The sequence below is a fragment of the Niastella vici genome (assembly GCF_002077945.1).
GTDB lineage: Bacteria > Bacteroidota > Bacteroidia > Chitinophagales > Chitinophagaceae > Niastella > Niastella vici.
The window spans coordinates 88086-112586 of the sequence record NZ_LVYD01000054.1 but is presented as its reverse complement, the minus strand read 5'-3'; the positions used below and the strand labels follow the sequence as shown (position 1 = coordinate 112586).

At 45.7% G+C, this 24501-nt stretch carries 21 protein-coding genes; 15 read left to right on the top strand and 6 right to left on the bottom strand.

Annotation, left to right across the window (positions count from 1 at the left end; translation table 11 throughout):
* Nucleotides 1-110 precede the first annotated feature (110 nt).
* The 5 genes from A3860_RS22280 to A3860_RS22260 all read left to right on the top strand — a co-directional run bounded on the left by A3860_RS22280 (nucleotide 111) and on the right by A3860_RS22260 (nucleotide 5429).
* Nucleotides 111-704 (top strand): OmpH family outer membrane protein, encoded by a 594-nt coding sequence (locus A3860_RS22280; RefSeq protein WP_081150105.1) that lies wholly within the window; start codon nucleotides 111-113, stop codon nucleotides 702-704.
* Nucleotides 705-921: 217 nt separating this feature from the next.
* Complete coding sequence (locus A3860_RS22275) at nucleotides 922-2355, top strand: APC family permease (protein ID WP_081150103.1); 1434 nt, start codon at nucleotides 922-924, stop codon at nucleotides 2353-2355.
* Nucleotides 2356-2370: 15 nt separating this feature from the next.
* On the top strand, nucleotides 2371-3366 hold the full coding sequence (locus A3860_RS22270) for a bifunctional heptose 7-phosphate kinase/heptose 1-phosphate adenyltransferase (protein WP_081150100.1): 996 nt from the start codon (nucleotides 2371-2373) through the stop codon (nucleotides 3364-3366).
* Between the two features lie 101 nt (nucleotides 3367-3467).
* On the top strand, nucleotides 3468-4325 hold the full coding sequence (locus A3860_RS22265; protein WP_081150095.1) for a fructosamine kinase family protein: 858 nt from the start codon (nucleotides 3468-3470) through the stop codon (nucleotides 4323-4325).
* Nucleotides 4326-4514: 189 nt separating this feature from the next.
* Nucleotides 4515-5429, top strand: coding sequence for a ribonuclease Z (locus A3860_RS22260; RefSeq protein ID WP_081150092.1), 915 nt, complete (start codon nucleotides 4515-4517; stop codon nucleotides 5427-5429).
* 131 nt (nucleotides 5430-5560) lie between these two features.
* Here A3860_RS22260 and dapA read toward each other — a convergent pair whose 3' ends face one another.
* Both dapA and A3860_RS22250 read right to left on the bottom strand, forming a co-directional pair.
* The gene (dapA, locus tag A3860_RS22255; RefSeq protein WP_081150090.1) at nucleotides 5561-6445 is read right to left on the bottom strand and encodes a 4-hydroxy-tetrahydrodipicolinate synthase; all 885 of its coding nucleotides are present in this window, start codon (nucleotides 6443-6445) and stop codon (nucleotides 5561-5563) included.
* 232 nt (nucleotides 6446-6677) lie between these two features.
* Nucleotides 6678-7655, bottom strand: a complete 978-nt coding sequence (locus tag A3860_RS22250) for an acetyl-CoA carboxylase carboxyltransferase subunit alpha (RefSeq protein ID WP_081150087.1) — start codon at nucleotides 7653-7655, stop codon at nucleotides 6678-6680.
* Nucleotides 7656-9045: 1390 nt separating this feature from the next.
* On the opposite strand from A3860_RS22250, the gene A3860_RS22245 reads away from it, so the two are divergent.
* The 4 genes from A3860_RS22245 to A3860_RS22230 all read left to right on the top strand — a co-directional run bounded on the left by A3860_RS22245 (nucleotide 9046) and on the right by A3860_RS22230 (nucleotide 14603).
* Nucleotides 9046-11376 (top strand): T9SS type A sorting domain-containing protein, encoded by a 2331-nt coding sequence (locus tag A3860_RS22245; protein ID WP_081150085.1) that lies wholly within the window; start codon nucleotides 9046-9048, stop codon nucleotides 11374-11376.
* Nucleotides 11377-11630: 254 nt separating this feature from the next.
* Nucleotides 11631-11894, top strand: a complete 264-nt coding sequence (locus tag A3860_RS22240; RefSeq protein ID WP_081150083.1) for a hypothetical protein — start codon at nucleotides 11631-11633, stop codon at nucleotides 11892-11894.
* A 7-nt stretch (nucleotides 11895-11901) separates the two neighbouring features.
* Nucleotides 11902-14076, top strand: coding sequence for a glycogen debranching protein GlgX (gene glgX / locus A3860_RS22235; RefSeq protein WP_081150076.1), 2175 nt, complete (start codon nucleotides 11902-11904; stop codon nucleotides 14074-14076).
* Between the two features lie 38 nt (nucleotides 14077-14114).
* Complete coding sequence (locus A3860_RS22230; RefSeq protein ID WP_081150074.1) at nucleotides 14115-14603, top strand: CinA family protein; 489 nt, start codon at nucleotides 14115-14117, stop codon at nucleotides 14601-14603.
* A gap of 53 nt (nucleotides 14604-14656) precedes the next feature.
* On the opposite strand, the gene ligD is transcribed toward A3860_RS22230, so the two are convergent.
* A complete protein-coding gene (gene ligD, locus A3860_RS22225; protein ID WP_081150071.1) occupies nucleotides 14657-16717 on the bottom strand; it encodes a DNA ligase D in 2061 nt (686 codons plus the stop codon).
* Nucleotides 16718-16775: 58 nt separating this feature from the next.
* Between ligD and A3860_RS22220 the strand changes: the two genes are divergently transcribed.
* The gene (locus A3860_RS22220; RefSeq protein ID WP_081150068.1) at nucleotides 16776-16973 is read left to right on the top strand and encodes a KTSC domain-containing protein; all 198 of its coding nucleotides are present in this window, start codon (nucleotides 16776-16778) and stop codon (nucleotides 16971-16973) included.
* Nucleotides 16974-17093: 120 nt separating this feature from the next.
* On the opposite strand, the gene A3860_RS22215 is transcribed toward A3860_RS22220, so the two are convergent.
* Both A3860_RS22215 and A3860_RS22210 read right to left on the bottom strand, forming a co-directional pair.
* The gene (locus A3860_RS22215) at nucleotides 17094-18713 is read right to left on the bottom strand and encodes a Na+/H+ antiporter (RefSeq protein ID WP_081150066.1); all 1620 of its coding nucleotides are present in this window, start codon (nucleotides 18711-18713) and stop codon (nucleotides 17094-17096) included.
* Nucleotides 18714-18808: 95 nt separating this feature from the next.
* Nucleotides 18809-19540 carry a hypothetical protein gene (locus A3860_RS22210; RefSeq protein ID WP_081150063.1) on the bottom strand — a complete coding sequence of 244 codons (732 nt, stop codon included), beginning with the start codon at nucleotides 19538-19540 and terminating at the stop codon, nucleotides 18809-18811.
* Between the two features lie 398 nt (nucleotides 19541-19938).
* Between A3860_RS22210 and A3860_RS22200 the strand changes: the two genes are divergently transcribed.
* From A3860_RS22200 to A3860_RS22185, 4 genes are all read left to right on the top strand, one after another.
* Nucleotides 19939-20421 carry a hypothetical protein gene (locus A3860_RS22200; protein WP_081150058.1) on the top strand — a complete coding sequence of 161 codons (483 nt, stop codon included), beginning with the start codon at nucleotides 19939-19941 and terminating at the stop codon, nucleotides 20419-20421.
* 102 nt (nucleotides 20422-20523) lie between these two features.
* A complete protein-coding gene (locus A3860_RS22195) occupies nucleotides 20524-21096 on the top strand; it encodes a Crp/Fnr family transcriptional regulator (RefSeq protein WP_081150056.1) in 573 nt (190 codons plus the stop codon).
* Nucleotides 21097-21169: 73 nt separating this feature from the next.
* The gene (locus A3860_RS22190; RefSeq protein ID WP_081150054.1) at nucleotides 21170-21586 is read left to right on the top strand and encodes a nuclear transport factor 2 family protein; all 417 of its coding nucleotides are present in this window, start codon (nucleotides 21170-21172) and stop codon (nucleotides 21584-21586) included.
* A gap of 11 nt (nucleotides 21587-21597) precedes the next feature.
* Nucleotides 21598-22671, top strand: a complete 1074-nt coding sequence (locus tag A3860_RS22185) for an NAD(P)H-dependent flavin oxidoreductase (protein WP_081150051.1) — start codon at nucleotides 21598-21600, stop codon at nucleotides 22669-22671.
* 2 nt (nucleotides 22672-22673) lie between these two features.
* On the opposite strand, the gene A3860_RS22180 is transcribed toward A3860_RS22185, so the two are convergent.
* Entirely contained in the window at nucleotides 22674-23459 is a 786-nt protein-coding gene (locus A3860_RS22180) for a phosphatase PAP2 family protein (RefSeq protein WP_081150049.1), read from the bottom strand.
* A 192-nt stretch (nucleotides 23460-23651) separates the two neighbouring features.
* Between A3860_RS22180 and A3860_RS22175 the strand changes: the two genes are divergently transcribed.
* Entirely contained in the window at nucleotides 23652-24491 is an 840-nt protein-coding gene (locus A3860_RS22175) for a phosphatase PAP2 family protein (protein ID WP_143774219.1), read from the top strand.
* Nucleotides 24492-24501 lie beyond the last annotated feature (10 nt).

Sequence of the window (24501 nt, the reverse complement as noted above, 5' to 3'; positions counted from 1 at the left end):
TACAAAGTAGGAAGTGAAAGCTTCCTACTTTTTTTATAAGATACCGTTACTGTTAAAAGTTTTAACAATTCTCTTTTCAACTAGAATTATATCTTGCAAAAAAGGCGTTCATGAAAAATATTTCTACTATATTAAGTATTCTCGCTCTTGCTCTCATAGGTGTGCTTTTTTATTTACATTTTTCGAAAGGGACCGCACCCAAAAAGGCAACGGTAACTGCCGATAAAAACGCTGCTAACAACTTTGCCATCGCCTATTTTGATATTGATTCACTGCAGGAACATTATGATTACTTCAAAGATGTATCGGGCGATATCAAGAAAAAGGAAAACGCCATGAACGCTGAATTGAACGATTTAACGAACAAGTACCAGCGCACTATTAAAAAATGGCAGGAAAAAGGAAATAACATTACCCAGTCGGAAGGAGAGCAGGCCCAGCGCGAAGTAGGTTTGCTGCAACAGCAATACCAGCAACGTAAAGGCGAGCTGGAGCAGGAGATGCAAAAGCTGCAGGTTGACCGCATGAGCGAGCTGCGTAAACAGGTAGAAGAGTTTTTGAAAGATTACAACAAGGATAAGCGGTTCTCCTATATACTTTCTTACGAACCCGGATTTATCATTTACTACAAGGATTCGGCTTATAACATCACCGGCGATCTGATCTCGGGGTTGAATACGCAGTACAGAGACAAGAAGAAGTAGACTGTGATAATGGGATGAAGAAGAAATAGAAATTAAGAAATATTGTTATCCGGAAGGTTCATGTTGCGCATGGTCTTCCGGATTTTTATTGGTGAACCACTGTATGTTTTTGTGAAAATAGGTAAACAGTGTGGAAATTTGGGGTGGCCGTGATTCGGGTTAGTTTCCTTATCTTGGGAAGGTTAAAACCTGATTTTCTTACCCTTATATAACTAATATGGCAGAACACGCATCTTCATTCAAACCATCGCTTGGCCTGGTAGATGCTACCATGGTGGTAGCCGGTTCCATGATCGGTTCGGGTATCTTTATTGTAACCTCAGATATTACTAAAGATGTGGGCAGCGCCGGTTGGATGATTGCTGTTTGGCTCATCACTGGTTTTATGACCATTGTAGCAGCGGTAAGCTATGGTGAGTTGAGCGGCATGTATCCCAAAGCCGGTGGTCAGTATGTTTATCTCAGGGAAGCTTTTAACCCGCTCGCCGGGTTTTTATATGGCTGGAGCTTTTTTGCCGTGATACAAACTGCAACCATTGCGGCCGTGGCGGTGGCCTTCAGCCGGTTTACCAGTTACCTGATACCGGAAGTGGGGGAAGACGTTATTTTGCTTACCCTTGGAAAACTGAAGATCTCTGCCGCACAGGTGCTCGCCATATTCCTGATCATTTTTCTTACCTATACCAACACGCGTGGTATTAAAGGCGGCAAGATCATTCAAACCATATTTACCAGCGTTAAGCTGTTCTCTTTATTTGGCCTGATACTGTTGGGATTTTTGCTCGTAAAACACAGCTTTTGGAGCGAAAACTGGGCAACCGGAATGAATGCCATGCATTTTACGAAAGATGCCGCAGCTACTGCTCCCGATGGAGGTAGCTGGCTGCCCATTAGCGGCATTGCGTTGATAGGAGCTCTTGCCTCTGCCATGTCGGGTTCTATTTTCAGCAGTGACTCCTGGAATAACGTAACCTTTATAGCCGGGGAAATAAAGAACCCTAAAAGAAATATCGGGTTGAGCCTGTTTTTAGGAACGCTGATCGTTACCATCATATATGTGACGGCCAACCTCATGTACCTGAATGTACTGCCCCTGCACGATATTGCTTTTGCCCCATCAAGACGGTTAGCAGTGATCTCGGCCAATGCTATTTTTGGCAGCGATGGCGCCTATGTGATAGCGATAATGATCATGATCTCCACCTTTGGTTGTAACAACGGGCTGATACTGGCAGGCGCCCGGGTTTACTATACCATGGCCAAAGACGGCCTGTTCTTTAAACAAACCGGGGTGCTGAATAAAAACGCCGTACCTGAATTTGCACTTTGGATACAATGCGGCATGGCCAGCATTTTATGTTTGAGCGGCAGCTATGGCGACCTGTTGGATATGATTTCCTTTGTGGTAGTACTGTTTTATGCACTTACCATTCTGGGCATTTTCATTTTGCGTAAAAAGCGTCCCGATGCAGAACGGCCCTATAAAGCATTTGGTTACCCGGTGCTGCCCATCATTTATATTATTCTTGCCCTCACATTTTGCATATTCCTTATTAAAATGAAACCCACTTATGCCGGAATTGGGCTGGGAATTGTTTTGACAGGAGTTCCTTTATATTATCTTGCAGTGCGAACAAAGAAAACTGCATAGACTACCAATATTGTTATGAGTAAGATAGATCTTGATAAACTTTTTGCCGGTTTTTCGACCATAAAAGCAGGGGTAATAGGCGATGTAATGCTGGATATTTACTGGTGGGGACATGTAGAACGCATATCGCCCGAAGCACCCGTACCTGTTGTTGCGCTTGATAAAAAAGAACATCGCATTGGCGGGGCTGGTAATGTGGCGTTGAACCTGGCCGCCCTGGGCGCCCATGTTTCCATTTTGTCGGTTATGGGCGATGACGAGAACGGCAATACCCTTACAGAGCTTTTCAACGAACATCATATAAATACGGCCTGGATTGCGCGGCAGTCATCGCGCATAACCACTGCCAAAACCCGCATTATAAGCCGCAACCAGCAAATGATGCGGCTCGATGCCGAGATCACAAAGGACCTGAGCGCCGATGATGAAAATGCCCTTATTGAAAAAGTGCGCCAGTATATTACCAGCGAGCAACCACAGGTGATCATATTTGAAGATTATAATAAGGGGGTGCTCACTGAGCGGGTCATAAAAGAAGTGACCGCCCTGTGCAAAAAGCAAGGCGTAATCACTACGGTAGATCCCAAACGAAAGAACTTCTTCTCCTACGAAGGCGTGGATATCTTTAAACCCAATTTGAAAGAAGTAAAAGACGGGTTGAACCTCCTCATTGATGAGGTAAACCTGCCTACACTGAACGATATTCATCAGCAGTTGCAAAAAAAGCTGGGTCATTCTATTTCCTTCATCACCCTGTCGGAAAAAGGGGTGTTTTACCAGGAGAACAGCACTGCGAAGATCATTCCATCGCATTTAAGAAATATTGCAGATGTATCGGGTGCGGGCGATACGGTGATCGCTGTGGCCTCCCTCATTTATGCAGCTACCAAAAGCATTGACCTGATGGCCGAAGTGGCCAATATTGCGGGCGGACTGGTTTGCGAAGAAGTAGGTACGGCGGCGGTGAATAAGGAACGGCTTCTGCACGAATGTAAGTTATTGCTTGCGTGAGCGCGCTTTGAGCCCCAGGAAGCCAGTTAGTAAGTTTTTAAGTTAATAAGTTGAACGGCTAACTCAGGAACTTAATTACTCAAAAACTGAGAAACTGATTTATGCTTACCGCAGCGATTCAATCATTCATAGAACAATCATTAAACAGCCCCTGTATTTTCAACCCGGTGGGTGGCGGTTCTATCAACCACACTTATCGCATTGTTGCGGGGAACAAAACTTTCTTTTGCAAGCTCAACCAGTTGGCTGCTTTTCCCGGTCTCTTCGATGCCGAACAAAAAGGCCTGAAGCTGCTGGCGCAGCAACAGGTTATTCGCACGCCCCGGGTAATAGCCCATGCCCACACCGGCGATACCCAGGTATTGATACTGGAGTGGATTGAGCAGGGATTGAAGACCGAAGACTTCTGGAAAACCTTTGGCCGGCAACTGGCCGCATTACATCATATACAGCATAACCAGTGCGGCCTTGATAGCGATAACTATATGGGCGCCCTGCCACAGAACAATCATTGGACCAGTAGCTGGACCGAATTTTTTATTCATCAACGGCTGCAACCCCAGGTAAAGCTGGCGCTTGACCGGCGTTTGCTGGAACCGGCGCATGTTGCGCAGTTTGAAAAACTGTATCAGCAGCTGGCCGGTATATTTGCGGCCGAACCGGCAGCCCTTTTGCATGGAGATCTGTGGAGCGGTAATTTTTTGTGTGATGATGCGGGCCAACCGGTGTTGATTGACCCGGCTGTATATTATGGGCATCGTAGTATGGACCTGGCCATGACCACGCTGTTTGGCGGATTTGACGCCCCGTTTTATGAAAGTTACCAGCATTATTTTCCATTACCCCCCAATTACCGGCAACAATGGGAGATCTGTAACTTATATCCCTTGCTGATACACCTGAATTTATTTGGTAAAAGCTATCTGTCAGATATTTTATATACAATCCGGCGGTATTGATTTACGTTATGTTTTTTTAGCTGTCAACAGTCAATGAGGGAATTGCAAGAATTATGTAATAAGAGGCCAGTAACAGGTAATAAGTGCAGGACGGGTAATGCGGGCTATTGCATAAATTTGTGCAACGAAATGCAGCAGAATGATTTATAGTGCCGTCTTTAAAAAGTTGATCACCTTTTAACGATTTGAATGCTGGCTGTTACGATTCTGGGAAATAACTCGGCCTTACCGGCATACGACCGCCATCCTACGTCGCAGGTAGTGACGTTGGATGACAATTTGTTCCTGGTTGATTGTGGGGAGGGCACGCAGCAGCAGCTGGCGAAATACCGGATTCGCTGGTCACGTATCAATTATATCTTCATCTCACACCTGCACGGCGATCATTATTTTGGTTTACCGGGTTTTTTACACAGCATGGGCCTGCTGCATCGCGAGCACGAGCTGCATTTGTTTGCCCCGGCGCCGTTAAAGCAGATCCTGGACCTGCAACTGGAAGCGGCTTCGAACCAGTTGCCGTATACGTTGCATTTTTATCCGTTGGAAAAGGAGGGGGTAATTGTGCAGAACGATAAATTCAGGGTTACCTGTTTTAGTACCAAACACCGCATAGCCTGCTGGGGTTTCCGTTTTGACCAGGTGCGGGCGCCGCGGCGGGTAAATCCCGAAAAGGCCATTGAACATGGCGTGCCGGCCGCTTTTTACGACCGGTTGAAGTGGGGCGAAGATTATACCAACAAAGCAGGAGAAGTGATCAAAAATGAATGGGTCACCAACCCGGGTGTAAAACCCTTATCATATGCCTACAGCGCCGATACCATTTTTGATGAAACGCTGATAGAAAAGGTACAGGGGGTTGACCTGCTTTACCATGAAACCACTTACCTGAAAGACCTCGAAAAAAGGGCGGCGCTTCGTTTTCATTCCACCACTACACAGGCCGCCTGTATAGCAAAGGGTGCCAATGTGGGCCGTTTGCTCATAGGTCACTTCAGCTCGAAATACGATAAGCTCGACATTTTTGAACAGGAAGCGTGCGAGGTGTTTCCCAATACCAGTCTGGCATTGGAAGGACTGACATTTATGGCGAGAAGGGAGCGGTAAGAACGTTCAGGTTGCAAGGCACTTTCCGGCAAATTGTTTTTGACTATATCATAGCGTATATCGTGCGGTTCTATAATAAAAAAAGCTGTATAGTACAGCAACTATACAGCTATCTTAGAAAATATGGCAAATTATTTATCTTTCACATACGCTTTTACCTGCTGATGAAGTCCTTCACTCAACGGAACCATGGGCAACCGCAGGTAATTCTGCAACAATTGCATTTCGGCCATAAAAGCTTTTACGCCGGCCGGATTGTTTTCGGCAAACATAAGGTCGTAAGCTTCAATGAGCACATCGTTCAATGATTTGGCCGCTTTGAAATCACCTTTCAAACACTGACGTATCATATGGGTGAACTGCTGGGGAAAAGCATTGGCAGCTACGCTGATGATACCATCCATACCGCAGGCTATTTGGGGTAAGGCCAGGGCATCGTCGCCGCTTACCACGAGGAAATGTTCGGGGCGGTCGCGCAGGATCTGCATGCATTGGGCCATATCGCCACTGGCCTCTTTAATACCAGCAATGTTGGGTACCTCGTTGGCAAGGCGCAGGGTAGTGGCTGCGGTCATGTTGCGACCGGTACGGCCGGGCACATTATATAATAAAATAGGTTTGGGCGAGGCGGCGGCCAGCGCTTTATAATGCTGGAAGATACCTTCCTGCGAGGGTTTGTTATAATAAGGGCTGGCGCTTAAAACAGCGGTGGCTTTATCTAAAGGAAAAATTTCCAGTTCTTTGATCACTTCGGGGGTATTATTACCACCGATACCTACTACCACCGGAACGCGGTTGTTCACTTTTTCGTAGGTAAAGCGAATGATGGCGATCTTTTCTTCTTTGCTAAGGGCGGGTGTTTCGCCGGTAGTGCCGAGGGTAACTACGTATTCGGTACCTCCATTGATGACGAAATCAATGATTTTGCTTAAAGCATCGAGATCAACATCCCCATTTGATTTGAACGGGGTTACCAGCGCCACGCCGGTGCCATATAATGATTGACGGAGAGACATAATTTTTAGATTGAATCCCGATTGCTATCGGGAGCTGATTTTAGATTGTGGTCTGACTGCTGAGCAGAAAGTCCGGTTAAATTTGGAAAAAGCTGAGTAGCGATAAGGATGAACAAGTGAGTGACACCCGTCCGACCGGTCATCCGGGCGGGCAACGATGCCGGGCAGAATTACTGCAGCCGGCTATATATATTTATCGATCCCTTCCAGCACAAGGTCACTCTTGAGGCAACTAAGCGGGTAATTCGTCCCAGAAGCCCATCTTGTTAAACTTATCGATACGCTTTCGAACACGCTCGTCGGGATCCATCTGTTTCAGCTCGTTGATGGTGTTAATGAGGTATGGCTTTAATAGTGTTGCGGCTTCATCATAATCCCAGTGTGCGCCGCCAACAGGTTCGGGGATGATACCATCAATTAATCCAAATTCATACATATAATCGGCAGTGAGTTTTAACTGTTCGGCTGCTTTTTCTTTCTGGTCCCAGCTACGCCAAAGAATAGAGCTACAGCTTTCGGGCGAAATAACGGTGTACCAGGTGTTTTCGAGCATGAAGACTTTGTCGCCAACGCCAATGCCCATAGCACCGCCGGAGGCTCCTTCGCCAATGATCACGCATATTACCGGTACTTTCAGCCGCATCATTTCATAAATATTACGGGCGATGGCTTCACCCTGGCCCCTTTCTTCCGCTTCGAGGCCTGGGTAGGCGCCGGGCGTATCGATCAGGGTAATGATTGGTTTATCGAACTTTTCGGCCAGTTTCATCAGCCGCAGGGCCTTGCGGTACCCTTCAGGATTGGCCATACCAAAATTACGCAACTGGCGCGCCTTGGTATTGATACCTTTTTGCTGACCGATGAGCATTACCGTTTGTCCATCGAGGGAGGCAAAACCACCCACCATGGCTTTATCATCTTTTACATTCCGGTCTCCATACAGTTCCACGAAATCGGTGGTAAGCTTGGAGATATATTTCATGGTGTACGGACGGTCGGGGTGGCGGCTCAACTGCACTTTTTGCCAGGGCGTAAGGTTTTGGGTAATGGCCTTACGCGTTTCAATCACGCGCTCTTCCAATTTCTTAATTGGGTCAGCCAGGTCAATCTTACTCTTTTCGGCCTTTTGTTTCAGGCCATCAATATCATCAAAAAGATCTTTGATCGGTTTTTCAAAATCCAGGAACTGACGATTTTTATCTTGCGGCATAGGCAGTGATAATAAGCTGTAAAATTAAGGGATGAAGGATTTTTTATGAAAGTTTTCTCTAAACGCCCATTTTCATGTGACTGCCTGCAAGATCAGGGATCCTGACAAACAGTGGCCTGCTTCACGTACGTTTACAGAACTCATTGTTACTGAGCAGCTATCAACGTAATTCCGGGGGTATTTATGATATAGCTTTCCGGTTTTAAAGGCTGCAAATGTAGGTCGAAAAGCGGAGAATACCTTCCTGGTGTGCTAAAGGGGGAGAAGTTTCACCCCACAGCCCCTTAAAGGGGGCGGATTTCAATTCACAATCCGCGTTCAATTGCCGGTTTGCGATGGGGCAGCGGGCAGGTTTGCTTGTCACAGCTCGGGGCGGTCTGAAAATATAGGCAGTTTTATTAATTCAATCATTTTCAATGAAAAGCGCCGAAAATCGTTAAACGAAATGGTCTTTGCGTTAAACGAAACGGCCATTTCGTTTAACGCAAAGGACTATTAATTAAATCGAAACACGATTCCTTTTAACGCAACAGGCTTTTAATTAAATCGAAACACGATTCCTTTTAACGCAACAGGCTTTTAATTAAATCAAAACACGATTCCTTTTAACGCAAAAGGCTTTTAATTAAATCGAAAGGTCATTTCGTTTAATCAAAAGAGCTTCTAATTAAACGAAATGACCATTTCTTTAAACGCAAAAGACTTTTAATTTAACGCAACGCGCATTCTCTTAAATCCAGAAGTCTTTTAATTAAACGAAAAACTCATTCTATTTAACACAAAAGACTTTTCGGAACCGATCTGTACGCATGGTTCAACGGTTAACAGTTTTTTGTGAAATGAAACGTGCTGATCGAAAGGTCTTTTTGTGTGATCAAATGTCCACATCGTTTAACAGAAGGTCTTTCCGCGTATTCAAATGTCCACATCGTTTAACGGGAAATTTTTTTTGCAATACAAAATGATCAAATCGATTAAAGGATAACACTTTTCATAGAACGAATTGTCCTTTCCGTTTAACGCAAGCATTTTTCGTGAAATTGATCAGGGCTTCCCTGATGCGATATAGCGATTTGCCAGCTTAAATGTTCGGGAATGCAGGTTACCTGTTTTTCCATATGCCCTCAAATACAATCCAGGCTGAGTAATTGTATTTTAAACATTAATAATAAATGCCGCGCATTGGCGCCATTTTTGCAAATAACGATTTAGTAACATGGTGCTACAAACGAAGATATCCACAGGCTATTTTCCATCTATAACGAGTTAATTTTTGAAAGCCATCGATTTTACCGTGTTAGTATATTTGTAACCGGTATGATTGTTGCAGAAAGAAGTTCCCCCTCTCACTTCCCTATTAGAATGTTTTCTTTCACCTAAAACTTTATTTATGAAGAAAATTCAATTTTCTCTGGCCGTCCTGTGCCTGGGCCTAATGCTGGCTCCGCACGACAGCGGCGCACAAACTAACGTTGCGCCATTAGCAGCATCCTCTACTTCGTATGTATCGCCCTGGGAAACTATCACTGCATTGAATGACGGGTATACCCCCGCTCATTCAAACGACAAATCACACGGTGCTTACGGAAACTGGGACAACCCCAACTCAACACAATGGGTTCAGTACGACTGGTCACAAACCTACAAGGTGTCCTCTATTCAGGTTTACTGGTTCAATGACAGTGGTGGGGTATTAACGCCTACTACCGCTTATGCACAATACTGGAACGGTTCTGCCTGGGTGAACCTGGGCAATGTGCCCCTGGCCACCAATGCGTTCAACACCCTGGCGGTAAATAATGTTAATATGACACGTTTGCGCGTGTCGATGCTCAACACTACCCAGAGCACCGGTTTGCTTGAATGGCGGGTATATGGTACTGCTGTTGCTGATACGGGAGGCACCGGTGGTGGAAATGGCTCACCATACACCTGGCCGGCCTATTCGCCTACCATCAGTTATAATTTCAAATCAGAATTTCCCAGCTTACCTACACCCACAAACGTATTGAACGATTGCCCGCAGGTAGTAGGTACCCAGTCATCGAACTGGTGGTGTTTCCGCTGGGGGCCAAACAAAAATTCCCTGGTGACCACGAACGCCATCACCCCTTTACTGGCGCGGCTGAATACCGATTTTGCGTACTTCCGCGATCAAATGGGCTGGCCGCCCGACCTGCGTGCGAAGAACGGATACCGCAGCTCGGTATATTTATATGGCTCAGGCTTGTGTACCGACAATGCGCCGAACACCGAGCTGGGTGGCTGGCAAAGTGCTATCTATTATAATGGGCAAAACTGGCCAATGATCCTGGCATCGTACTATCCCATTTATAGTTTTGATCCGGCCTGCCCCTATTCCGACAGGGAATTCCAGAGAGGCGCTATGACAGATGAAGGTATACATGCCTTACTCGCCGACCTGCCAGGTGTAAAACAATCGGCCTGGTTCCAGGAAGGCGGTAATGTTTGGTTACAGCAAACTGCTGATGCGCGCAGGACCAATAACTTCAGCTCCATGGGCGATTTGAACGGAACCGATTTCATTGCACCCTTTATGCCAATAGAATGTTACAGCGGCTGGTTGCAGGATGGCAGTTTCGGCGGCCCTTCGGCAGAAGGCGTAAATATGTTCAATGGCAACCAACAGATCTGTACCTGGCGCACGTACCTGGGTGGTCACCAGTACAGCAGTTCTTTCCCCACCTTCCTGGGCAACGCATTGGGTGATGGCGCAGTACCCTGGATCTGGCGGTATGCTGCCGGTCGCGTGCTGGAAGGCATTGCCTCAGGCTTGGGATCAACCCAAACGCGGCATTTAATTACAGAATACCGCGCCAAACAGGCCCTCGTTGATTTCGGTCCCTGGAAGAATGCCGTGCTGGCATTGTTAAATGCGCACTTCGGGCAATCGATTGGCGCTGAATGGCAACCATCGTGGATGAACCCACCCGTTTGGACAGCCACCCCATATGCCAAAACAACCAATAACAGCGGCCTGTTAACACCTGATGCCACCACCTTACCCGGATGGTCAGGCGCCAACCAGATACCGCTTACTGTAAGTGGCAGTACGGTTACTGTTAATTTTGAACCCATCGGGGCTAACATGACCTGTCAGCTGGTTTACCGTACAACAACAGGCGTACCTGTGTACAGTGCACCCGTATCGAGCGGAGCCTGTACGCTGAACCTCACTGCCGGCGCACCAGCCAATAACGTAGTGATCGCCGTTATTACCAATACTGATTATATCTATGCTGGCGAAACAACCCGCAAGGCTCATTATGATTACCGCCTGCGCCTGGTTACCGGTGTTACGGGTACCGCGAGCGTAAATACCAAATGGTATAACTCAGCCACTTTATCATCAGCGAGAACTGCGGCCGGTGAGCCTGAAGGTACAGTGGGTATTGACTGGTCGAAGTATTGTGGTCATGATGTGCCAGCCACCCGCACTGTAGGAAACAGTAACCTGGTGAAGGCGCAAATGTATCCTAACCCCGCCCGCATTGGCGGTAAGGTAACGCTTGATTTTCTGAATGCAGACAATGAGAAAACAACGATCACCCTGTTTACGATCGAAGGCGCCAAAGTGATGGAGACCAATACAACAGGTATGCGTTATGTAATTGAGAGCAAATTCCTGAAATCAGGTACTTACCTGGTGAAGATCAAAAATTCAAAGACCGATCAAACGCAGAAGCTGGTTGTGCAATAAAAAGTTTTTGTGAAAAATGGTTCAATGCTGACAAAGGAACCGTTCCGCAATAGCGGGATGGTTCCTTTTGTTTTTGGAAGGCCCGGGCACATTTTACCCATGGCATATCCTTTGCCGCAATAGTACACGCTTTATTTTACTACTCTATAAATAACCGATAAGGCCTGGTAGCAGTCAGGGAAAGTCAATTCTCTGCATACAACATTGTTTTTTACCGTGTATTTATTTACTCAATAAAATTTTTTAAAGTATTGATGAATTCTAATACCCTGAACTATTACACCCCGATAGGCGCATTATATAAAAATGGACATTGCACCTTTACCGTATGGGCACCTCTGTGTGATTCTGTAAGTGTAATTGTGCCAGCAGACCTGTTTTTACTATTGCCGCCCAACGCCCCCGGTCAATGGAAAAACGAGTTTACAGGTGAAACCATTATGGGTGATAACAGTTTACCGCTTCATTTAATATGCAATGTATTTCCGGTGGCTTTGCTTACCGGTTACAACAAATAAAAGACTTATGATCACAACAAAAGTTAGTACAGATGCCAAAACCGTTACAGGCTGGTCGATCTCGGGAATTTATCCGGGAAAGGCTTTTCCTTTAGGCGCCACTTATGATGGCAAAGGCGTCAATTTTTCCATCTACAGCGAGAATGCTGAGGAAGTGGAGTTGTGCCTGTTCGAAAATCTTGACAGTGAAATTGAAGTGTTGAGTGTGAAATTAAAAGAACGGGAACATCATGTATGGCATGTGTATATTGACGGTATGAAGCCCGGCCAGTTATATGGATACCGGGTATATGGACCATATGACCCGCCGAACGGCCATCGTTTCAATTCCAATAAATTGTTGTTTGATCCATATGCCAAAGCTATTTCGGGTACCATTGAATGGCATGATGCCGTATTTGGGTACAAGGTTGGTGACCCCGATGGGGACCTCAGCTTCAGCACCACCAACAGTGCACCGTATATGCCCAGGTCGGTGGTGATTGATCCGCAGTTTAACTGGGAAAACGATGAAGCACCCAAAATTCCCTATGATAAATCGGTCATTTATGAACTGCATATAAAAGAATTTACCGAACTCAATGCCGATATACCCGAGGTATTGAGGGGAACATATGCCGGGCTGGCACATGCGGCCAGTATCGACTATTTAAAGAAGCTGGGTATTACAGCGGTTGAGTTAATGCCCGTTCATCATTTTGTGGCCGACCGGCATTTGATCGAGCGGGGGCTTACCAATTTCTGGGGATACAACACCATTGGTTTTTTTGCGCCCGATGCGCGGTATTCTTCAGGCGGCTTAAAGGGAGAGCAGGTTACCGAGTTTAAAAATATGGTAAAAGCGTTGCACAAAGCTGGTATTGAAGTGATACTCGATGTGGTATATAATCATACGGCCGAAGGCAATCACCTGGGGCCTACTCTTTCATTCAAGGGCATCGATAACCAGATCTACTACCGGCTTGCAGAAGATAAACGGTATTATATGGATTATACCGGTACCGGAAATACGCTCGATGCCAATTTACCGGGTGTGCTGCGGCTGATCATGGACAGCCTTCGCTACTGGATCACTGAAATGCATATAGATGGTTTCCGGTTCGACCTGGCAGCTACGCTGGCCCGCGAGTTACATGATGTGAACCGGTTAAGCGCATTCTTCGATATCATTTACCAGGATCCCCTGATATCGCAGGTAAAATTAATTGCCGAACCCTGGGATGTAGGGGAGGGCGGTTACCAGGTAGGAAAATTTCCTCCCGGCTGGGCTGAGTGGAATGGTAAATACCGCGATTGCATGCGCGATTACTGGCGCGGCGCCGATAGTGTGCTGGCTGAATTTGCGGAACGGTTTACCGGCAGTGCCGACCTGTACAAGAGTGATTACCGGTTCCCTACCGCCAGTATTAATTTCATTACTGCCCATGATGGATTTACCTTAAGTGATCTTGTTTCTTATAATGATAAACACAATGAAGCAAATGGGGAAAATAACATGGATGGTGAAAGCTATAATCGTTCCTGGAACTGCGGGGCAGAAGGGCCAACTGATGATGAAGCAATCAATAACCTGCGGGCCCAACAAAAAAGGAACCTGCTCACTACACTTATGTTGTCGCAGGGAGTGCCCATGTTGCGTGCGGGTGATGAAACCGGCCAAACAAAGAACGGGAATAATAATACCTATTGCCAGGATAATGAGATCTCCTGGATCAACTGGCAAAAGACCGATAAAGACCTGCTTGAATTTGCCCGGCAATTGATCCGCTGGCGTAGAGATCATCCTATCTTCTGTCGCCGCAGGTGGTTCAAAGGTTCATTGATAAAAGAGGTAAAAGTAAAAGATATAGATTGGTTTTTACCCGATGGCAGTGAGATGACGGAGCAAAACTGGAATTCGGGCTTTGCGAAATCCCTGGCAGTATACCTGAATGGTTCACATTTGAATATCACAGGCGCAAAAGGGGAAGTGATAAATGATGACAATTTTTATATCATCTTCAATGCCGATGCCGAGCCCCTTCAATATAAATTACCGGTTAAAAAATTTGGCGACAAATGGATTGAAGTGATCAATACCATCAGAAACGGCTTAACACCTGACGGACATATTTTTAAGCCTGGCGACACCATAACTGCAGAAGGCCGTTCTGTTATTCTTTTACAGAACCGGAGAAAGTAAGCGGTTGCTGGCATGAATTTTTTATTTTTTAGAATAATATGGCTGAAGATATTATTCAATCAATTAGCAATATTTTGATCGAACGGCAGCAATCCATTGCGGTAGCGGAAAGTGTAACATCGGGGCATATGCAGGTAGCCTTATCTGCCGCACCGGATGCTGCCCATTTTTATCAGGGGGGCATAACTGCATATAATCTTGGGCAAAAGAGCCGCCATTTGCATGTGGAACCTATTCATGCAATGACCTGTAATTGTGTATCGCAACAGGTAGCTACTGAAATGGCCCTGGAAGTTTGCAGGCTGTTCGTCAGTGATTGGGGATTGGCGATTACTGGTTATGCCTCCAAAGTGCCGGAGTCGAACAATGAGTTGTTTGCGTATTTTGCGATCTCCTATGCGGGAAGAATTCTGCAATCGGGCAAAATAGAACCGCCTGATGGGGAACCGGTGCAGGTACAATCTTTTTATGCAAATGAACTGCTGAAAAACCTGGAAGCCCTGCTTCAACATACCTTACAGGAATAAACGCGGTTATTCCAATTCAAAATTGATATCGAAGGGTCCTGGTCCACTTCAGGTTAGCTGAGTTTCTGTAGTTCAACAATTGCGTGCTTCATATTAATTCCCTTTCCCAATACTACTTTAAAAATATCTCCCTGTTCCCTGATGCGGGCAACAGCATTCCGGATATTGTGATCTTTTATTTTCAAGCCTTTCTTTACTTCTTCCCAATGTAAGGGCATGGAAACCGGTGCGCCGGGTTTTGGCCGAAGGGAATAAGCACATGCCAGCGTTGCCTGCGGGCGGTTTTGCAGGAAGTCGATATAGATCTTTCCTTTTCGCTCGGCGGTGGCGCGTTCTATACTGGTGAAGTGCGGTATTTGTTCATGCACGATGGTGGCAATGAGCCGGCCGAATTCGCGCGAGTCTTCATACAGGTATTTCGCGCCTAATGGAATATAAATATGAATGCCGGTTGAACCCGATGTTTTGCAATAACAGGGAATGCCGGCACTTTGTAATATTTCGCGGGTAACCTGCGCCGTTTTGATCACCTGATCGAATGAATTGGTATCGGGATCAAGATCAATGATGCAAAAATCAGGATTGTCGGGTTTTTGCACGCGGCTGCTCCAGGGATTCATTTCTATACAACCCAGCGAAGCCATGTATAGTACATCTGCTTCTTTGGTTGGAACCAGAAAACTTTTATTGATGCCTTCACTCGTATATGGGAAGGTGTCGATCCAGGAGGGAATTTTATCCTGCACATTTTTCTGGTAAAAACTCTCGCCATCGATACCATTGGGAAACCGGTTCAGCGATTGCGGCCGGTCTTTCAGGTAAGGCAGTATAACCGGCGCCACCTGGTAATAATAATTCAGCATATCCCGTTTGGTGATCTTTTCTTTGGGCCAGTATATTTTATTAAGGTTGGTAAACTTAAGGGGGTATCCGTTAATGGAGCGTTCCTGTTGTTTCTCTGTGGGGTTTAATAAAGTTTTGCGTTCGCCTGGTTTTCGGCGGGTAATAATTTTTTCTTTATGCAGAATGGAGTCTTCCACTACTTTCTTTGTGGGTTTGGCTTTTTCCCTTTTTACGTCGGTTGCTTTTTTATCGATGCGCATCCCTTCAAATGATGGATGGCGCATAACACCATCGCTGGTGATCTCGGCGAATGGCACTTCACAAACCAGTTCGGGTTTTAACCAGGTGGCGGTTGCCTTTGGTGGATTGGGCCTGAACCGGGATGGTTTGTTATAATCGGGTTCTCTTTCAAAAGGGCATTTTGACCGCATCAGCGGTTTGAACTGTTGCATCATTTCGCGTTGGGCTTTATCGGTAAACCCTGTACCGATCTTGCCTGTATAATGCAATGCCCCATTTTCGAATACCCCTACCAGCAGGGAGCTGAACAATTTGCCCGAGCCTTCGTTGCGGGTGAAACCACCAATCACTACTTCCTGCCGTTGAGCGATCTTTATTTTCAACCAGTCCTTTGTTCGAATGCCCGGCAGGTACAGGCTGTCGGCTTTTTTGGCAATGATGCCTTCCATGTTCATGTTCCTGGCCACTTCGTAGAACGTAGTGCCGGGTGCATTAAAGGTTTGACTGAGCTGTATCACCGGGCCCGGGGGCAATATTTCCTGCAAAATGGCCCGGCGTTCTTGCAGTGGCACATCGAATAACAAATAGCCATCGAGCCACAACAGATCAAACACATAATACAACAATTCGCCATCGGCTTCGCTGCGCCAGTTCTGCAGATCGCCGAAGCTGCTTACACCTTCTTTGTTGCTGATAATGATCTCGCCATCGAGCACTGCATTGAGGTTGAGTTGTTCGAGCGCGGCGGGTATGGGATAGAATTTTTTGTTGAACGATTTGTTGTTGCGTGAGATAACCGATACCTCGTCTTTATTGCAAATGGCAATGGCGCGGTATCCATCCCATTTCACTTCAAACAACCAGTTTTCGGCATCAAACGGTTTATCGACCAGGGTGGCCAGCATGGGAGAAAAGTTATCGGGAAATTTTGCCTTTACACCGGCCTTTTTTGCAAGGGCGGGGCGCACGCGCTTTTGCCGTTTACGGCCCAATGATAGCGCGCTTTTCTTTCTATGGGAAATTACTGCCATACCCGTACACGCATAATTATTATGCCATGGCCGGGCATAGTTTTTTTGCAGGTGTTGTATGCCATCATCGGTGGTTGCCCATATGCATTATTATCCAGGAACTTCCGTCCTGCGCATCACCTATACTTCAGGCGAAAAGTATGATTATATAAAAGTTCCGGCCAATGTATATGAGAACATGAAGAAGGCGCCGAGTAAAGGTGTTTATTTGAATAAAGTTATTAAGCCGCATTATGCTTTTAAAAAAGTAACGTAGGGAAGGGGTACTAAAAAATGGGCTCCATACACAAAATTATTCAATTCGGCAGGCATCGGCTTTACAAATTCACGGGAAGCGGGCAAAAACAGGGTTGAAACAGCGGGGCCGTTGCAAAGGTCAATGCTGCTGAGTAACTTCTTCGATCACTTTTTCACGGATCTTGAACTCTTCCATATCGATGAGGGAGAGGTATTTTCTGATGAGTTCCTCATCAAATTCCATTTTATGATTCATGGCCAGCAGTGCTTTGCGTTGCTGTTCCAGTAGTTCCAGGTAAACCTGCTGAAAGTTTTTGAACATGTTTTCACTGGCTGTGCCATTAAGAAGGCCGTTGTAGGAATGCAGGTCAAGCTTCATGCGTTCGTACAGGTTCTTCAGGTGGTCGCTTATTTTCTCATCTGAAGCAATTTTTTGTTCCATGTATTGAATAGAGGCATGTGCAATTTTCCGCTGCATTTTCAGTTCCTGCACATGTTCCGGAATGATGGCCTCCACCGGTTCGGGTTTTACTTTGCGAATGATCCAGGGCAGGGTCAAACCCTGGAATACCAGGGTAACAAGGATAACGATAAATGTGATAAAAAGGATCAGGTTGCGAAAGGGGAAAGGTTGGTTTCCATTGATGAGTAAGGGAATGGAAAGCGCTGCAGCCAGCGATACCACGCCCCGCATGCCGGCCCAACCGATTATAAGCGGGTTCCGCCAGCCGGGTTTATCTTGCGCCACTGTTATAAAATGGCTCATGAACTGAGTGAAAACAGAAGCGCCTAATGTACAAAGTATGCGGGTAACGATCAATGCCAGGGAAATGACCAGTCCATACCCGATGGCGCCTGACAAACTCATATCATCACCCAACTGGCTGATAATAGAAGGTAACTGCAAACCGATAAGAAGGAAGACTATTCCATTCAGTACAAACGCCAGGTTGGCCCACACATTTATGCCTTCAATACGGCTGCGATAGCTAAGCAATTTGTGTCGTTGGCTCGAGAGCAACATACCGCCGCTGACAACGGCCAGTACGCCGGAGAAATGAAAATGCTCGGCAAAATAATACATGCAATAAGGAGTAACCAGCGTTAGCATGATCTCTATGCTGGGGGTGGTAGGCAGCCAGCGATGGATGGCATAGAAGACGCAGGCGACTGCGAGCCCGATCAGTGTGCCCAAAATGATAACCAGGAAAAAACTGCCCGTTGCTTCCTGGAAAGAAAATTGACCGGTGATCACTGCCGCGAGGGCAAAACGAAAAACAATGAGCGAGGAGGCATCATTGAGCAGGCTTTCCCCTTCTATAATACTGAGCATGGCCTTGTGTACTTTTACCTGCCGCATAATGGTAGTGGCTGAAATGGCATCGGGTGGCGAAATTATACCGCCGAGCAGAAAACCAAGAGCCAGGGTAAAACCGGGAATGCAGGCCCGGGAAACAAAGGCAATTACGGTAGAGGTAATAATTACGATCGGAAAGGCAAAGCTCATAATTACCCGCCGCCATTTCCAGAATTGTTTCCAGGATACCTGCCAGGCTGCTTCATAGAGCAGGGGTGGCAGAAATATAAAGAACACCGATTCGGGATCGATGGTGATCTTTGAGAAAGCGGCCGTGAAACTAAGTGCCAGTCCGCCCAGCACCAGTACAATAGGGTAGGCCAGTTTAAGGCGGTTGGCGAGCATTACCAACGCCAGGATAATTAAAATAAGATAAATGTATTGGATAAAAAGGTGTTGCATCTAAAGGGTGTTAGCCGTAAAAATAGGAAAAGCAGGGGGAATTTTATTTTTTTGAAGAGGATGGGCTACCCTCGGATTTTATATGGAAAACCTGCTCATTTCTCTTCCAGCGACTCCCTCATTTGTTGCTTTATTGTATCGGGTAGGTCCTTTAATGCTTCTTTGATCTCATTCATTTGCTCAATCTGGTGTTGTTTTTCTTTTGCCTTCAAGTATTTATATTCACCATGATGCAGGGCGTCGCCATTAAATATATCAATGGTGGGCTGGTTTTCCAAAACCGATATTTTGGAAAATAACTGTTTTTTTTCAGGAGTGGTGGTATAGGCAAAGTAAACGGTATAAACTGTTTCGTTATAGTTAGATGAAACAGTATCTCTGCGGATAGTAAAAAAAGAAGTCAGGTGAAAACTATTAGGATCTTTGAATTTAGATTCCAGTTTCAGGAACGCGGTTTTGATATAGCTCACGTCAAAAGAGTCGTAGATGGAGTCCCTATCAAGGCCAACCATTGAATGATTGTGTTCAATATTCCCGAATCGTAGCTCGTGTTTTTCCGTTAAATAAAATTGATACAAAATAAAGGCGGCTACAGCGCCGTAGGTGATTACCTGGCCCCCAATATAGAACCAGGGTTCAGCACGTTTCTCTTGAACTACAGCGCATATAATAACCCCAATGAATACACCGATTGTCCATGCCACTAAAATGCCGGGGATCAGCCATAATGGGCCTAAGTCTTTTTTTACTATTGATGGAATATTAAATAGTAAGCTTAGGACCGAAGGAATGATTAGACTATATACCAGTACTTTACGGATGGTCATGGCAAGGGATTCAACCAAATATACTTATTTTTATTTCCAGTTCAGACTGGTAAAATATGGACGATCGGATAGGAAAATTAATTAATGCATTTGAATCAAACGGCTGGGTTTATAAAGGCCCGGTTGACATCTCAGATTGGTGGTTTACTGAGATATTTCAATTATCATCCACCTGGCGACCTGTTAACACCAACCTGTACCTGACATTGTTGACTGATCCGCAGCTCCTGAATAAGAAAGTTGTGTGGGCTGTTGGAATTTCCTCCAGTATTCCGGGTAATCCTGGTTTTGACTTTGTTGCAAAGTTAACTTTGAACGAAATCAGTAAAACCTCTTTGAGCGAAATAGTGAATAAGGTAAATAAGGTTGTGCTTCGATAGACCCTGTAAAACAAAACCATGAAACAACTACTGGTAACCATTCTCTTATTGTCGCTTTTATCATGTGACCGCTATGCTGACGTTGATAAAAAGGAGCTTCAGCAATTTTTTTCCGATTTGATCATTGCAGACTCAATAAAGAGTGGTTATTACCTTATAGCCAATATAGACGAATGGAATACCTTTGAATTAACTATTTCCGACACAACTTATAAGCGGGCCAACAGTGATATCATAAAAGATGGTATGTGGACGTATCAATTGTTTGGTAATGCCAAAGTCATTACACTCGATGAATACCATAAAATGGAAAAGAAGCCTGCCGGCGCACCTCCTTATTACCGTTTCTCCCTCCCTTTCTACAGCAACGACAGGCAATCAGTTTTTATGTATTACAGTCATGATTCTGTTACATTAAATAAAGACAGGTGGTTGAATCAATACAAAAAATTAAATGGTAACTGGGTGCTGGTTAATTCTTCTTTTGTCCCCGGTTCATAAAATATTCTTATGAAACTTCATAAACCATCTCTGCTGATTAGCTGGAACAGGGGCCTGTTTTTTGTTGAAAATAGTTGCAAATTTGAGCTATAAAAGCATTCCATGGAAGCAAAAGAAGTGCTTAAGCAACATATTGCGAAAACCGCCTCGCTCACCGATGAGCAGTTCGACTATTTCTTCTCCTGCTTCAAACAGCAGTCGTACAAAAAAGGGCAAACCATTATCGGGGAAGGAGACAGGGTGGAATGTGAATACTTTGTGCTGGATGGCTGTCTGAAATCCTTTTATATAAATGATGATATGAAGATGTTCATTCTGCAGTTTGCAATGCCAACCTGGTGGGCGTCTGATTACAATGCCCTGTACAGTGGTGCGAAGGCTACCATTAGTATCGATTGCATAACCAATGCCGAAGTGCTTTGCCTTACCAATGCCGACCGGGAGAAACTGTGCAGCGAACTGCACCAGGTGGAACATTTTTTTCGCTGGCGAACGAACAAAGGGTATGTGGCCACTCAAAAAAGGTTGTTATCCCTCATGAACAACGATGCCCGGCACCGGTATGAAGCACTGATGGAACAATATCCTGCCCTGTATAACCTGGTGCCTAAACATCTGATTGCCGCTTATTTAGGCGTTTCGCGCGAAACCCTGAGCCGGCTCTATAATTCCTGAAAAATGTGATGCACATCACGTAGTTCCCGCCTGTTTTCGTAGCAACTTTGTGTTATCAATAAACTTATATAAAATGAAAACACAAATAGTTAATGCCGGTATTGAAAAAAATGCTGGCAACGAACAGGAAAAAGCAACCATTGCCCGGTTGCTTGAACAGTATTATTTCAAAGGAATTTATGAAGGCGACCTCGCATTGTTAAAACAGATATACCATACCGGTACCCTATTGTTTGGCGATGTAAAAGGCCAGCCATATGCCAAAACGCTGGAACAATATCTTGACGGGGTTCAGCACAGGCAAAGCCCGAAAGATTTGGGTAAACCATTCAAAGGAGAGGTGCTGGCTGTAGAAGTAGTGAACACCATTGCCGTGGCAACGGTAAAAGTGCAGCTATACGATTTCAACTATTATGAATTTCTTTCTTTCCACAAACTGGATGGCCAGTGGCTTATTGTAAATAAAATGATCAGCGACGTAAGCAAATAAATACAAACACCATGTGGAACAAAACAAAAGCGACAGATATACTGGGTATTGATTATCCCATTCTGCAGGGACCATTTGGCGGTAATTTTTCTACAGTGGAATTGCTGGCGGCTGTATCCAATGCCGGTGGCCTGGGCGGTTTTGGCGCTTATACTTTAAGTGCGCAGGAGATTATTGACGTGAATACAAAGATCAAAGCGGCCACCAACAAACCGTATAATATAAATCTGTGGGTCAACGACAGTGATGCCCCCAACGGCGCTGTAACCGACGAACAGTATAATGAGGTCAGCAAACTGTTCAAACCGTATTTTGATGAAGCAGGTATTCCGCTGCCTGCAAAGCCAGCGCCTTTTCAATCGAGGTACGGAAACCAGTTGGAGGTGGTGCTGAACATCAGGCCTAAAGTATTCAGTTTTGTATTTGGCATTCCATCGGCCGATGTGCTGGAGCAATGCCGCAGGCTGGGAATAAAAACAGTGGGGGCCGCCACTACGCTCGATGAAGGCATCGCACTCGACAATGCCGGGGTTGATATGATCATTGCTTCCGGTTTTGAAGCTGGCGGGCACCGGCCTTCGTTTTTGGCGCCCGTTGAACAATCATACACCGGCACGTTTGTGTTGCTGCAATTGATAAAAGAAAAAGTGAAAACACCGGTTATAGCTGCGGGTGGTATTGCGAATGGCCGCGGCATGGCGGCTGCATTTACATTGGGAGCCGATGCTGTTCAAATTGGTACCGCCTTCCTGGCCACCGAAGAATCGGGTGCAACGCCGGTACACCGCCAAATGCTGTTTGGTGAGGCTGCCAAATATACTTCCCTCACCCGTGCATTTACCGGCAGGCCGGGCCGCGGTATCACCAACCGGCTCATCAAAGATTTTGCAGGAAATGAAAAAGGAACGCTTCCCTTCCCATTGCAATCGCATTTTATGTCATCGCTAAGAAAGGCCGCGATCGATAAACAGCAATGGGAAATGATCTTGTTCTGGAGCGGACAAATAGCGCCCATACTCAAACACACCAAAGCAACCACGTTGATGCAGTCGTTGATTGAAGAAACGGCTGCCATCATGGGGTAATATCAAAGATTTCTGACCAGGTTCAACGATGCTGTCCTGTTTTCATAAGAAGGCAGTATAACGGTGTTCTTAAGACGGTTTTTGAACAACGCATTTTTCAAAACAGGATATAACCAGTAAGCAAATTCGGTAGAAGCCATGCCCACGCCAGCGCCTGCCACCACATCACTGAACCAATGTCTGTTATTGTAAATGCGCAGATAACCTGTTGTGGCAGCGGCCGCATAACCAGCCACGGCGTACCAGGGCGAAACGGATCCATATTCCAGGCGCAACAGCTCGGCGCCTGCAAATGCTTCCGCAGTATGACCGCTTGGAAAAGAGCTATAGGCTGAACCATCGGGTCGCAACTGACGTGAAATTTTCTTTCCTGTATTCACTGTAACGTTGAGAAAAATATTGGAAAGCAGTAGCATACCTGCCTGATCAACTACATTGTGCCGGCCTTTCACCCCAAACGCGTTCAGGGCCAGCACCGTGATGCCAGGTGCAATTTGCAGGGGGTTATCTAAATGAAAACACCGGTGTGGTTTCTCTGCATATACTTCATCCTTGATCTCGTTATTTAATCCCTTCAAATGATGGTTCTCAATGGCACTCACGCCATAGGCAATAAAAACTCCCGGAATGATAAAGGCAGTCCATTTAAAAGGTTGTTTCTCATTTGTATAGTGGGGAGTGGTAATACCAGGAATGCTATCCATGGCGGCCGGGGCAGGGATCGTTTGGGAAAATAGGGACATACTGGCAGCAAATGTCAGCCAGAGGTAGAGTACAACCGGTTTCATATTATACGTGTCTTAAAGGTGCACATAGATAAGGAAAGATTCTGTGTTCTTTTTGAACTTTGCTGTTTTGGCTTGTTAATGATTGGTGAATGAGGTCGGCCGGTTCCTGTTAAGCGTATAAAGTACTATATTGGAACAAATTAGTAACCGGTGATTTGTAGAGCTTTACCTCTTTTGTTTTTTATTTTATGTATGTTTTCCCGTTCGATGGCACAGGATACTGCTTTATCTGTGCCAGTTCAGCCCGTCCCCACTCAGGATATCAAGCTTAAAAAATGGGGATTTATCACCAATGTACCGGCTGATATGTGGCAAATAGCCCAGTCGCCATTTAAAAAGAAGAACCTGCCCGGGTTGGTGGCGGTGGCCGTTTCAACAGGCCTGATATTACCATTCGATCAGCAAATACTGGATGGCGTAAGACAGGCTTCCCGGAATATACATCTTCATGATGAAACTGACTATAATGATGTGGTGAAGTTTGGGGATACAAAAGTTCTCAAAATACCGCGGAACTTCAATTCGGCACTGTACCAGATGGGAGAGGGTGGCACCAGTATGTTAGTAGGTGGCGGTCTTTTTATTTATGGAAAAATAGCTAAAGACAAGCGGGCCCTGCAAACCGCCAGTGACATTGCAGAAACTTTTATTACCATGGGCATAACAACCCAGGTGTTAAAGCGCATTTCGGGAAGAGAAAGTCCATTTGTGCGAACGCAACCAGGCGGCGCCTGGCGTCCATTCCCTTCGTTTAAGGAATTCCAGGTAAATACGCCCAATTATGATGCATTCCCATCGGGGCATTTGGCCAGTATGATGGCGACGGTTACGGTACTTACCACTAATTACCCCGAAAAGAAATGGATAGGGATTGTGGGGTACACATTGATCGGTTTAACCGGGTGGGCGATGGCGAATACTGAAGTGCACTGGGTTGGCGACTACCCGCTTGCATTGGCATTAGGATATATATCAGGTAAGATAACGTGTTGGCGGCATATGAAAAAAGAGCATGCCATTACCGTTTATTAGGATACTAATC